This window comes from Dellaglioa sp. CoH-57-MRSF-16 (genome assembly GCF_056782055.1).
Genome location: NZ_JBXAXZ010000190.1, coordinates 1 through 264, shown reverse-complemented (window position 1 = coordinate 264; position 264 = coordinate 1). Strand labels below are relative to the sequence as shown.

1 protein-coding gene is annotated in these 264 nt (G+C 55.7%); it reads right to left on the bottom strand.

The features are described 5' to 3' along the window. On the bottom strand, nt 1-264 hold a 264-nt coding region (locus AC1RPH_RS08380; protein WP_481762127.1), incomplete at both ends, for a hypothetical protein.

The window sequence follows — 264 nt, the reverse complement described above, 5'->3', positions numbered from 1 at the left end:
TCATTGACCTTGAACGCCCAAATCAGTTTCGGCTTATCGTTCGTCTCGTAGTCCATACGAAACGTGTTTGGTGCGATGACCAGACCGTCAAGCGCAAACGGCGCAGTCTCCCGGGCCTCAGCCAGCGCAGCTTCGAGGAACGCGCGGTTCGGCTGCACTTCGAAGAATGGCACCGTTTCGAATCCCCACTGCTTGGCCTTGTTAAGGCCTTGCCGGACAGTACTGATGTCCTCATTGTGGTAGACGCCAAGTACCACCATAGAC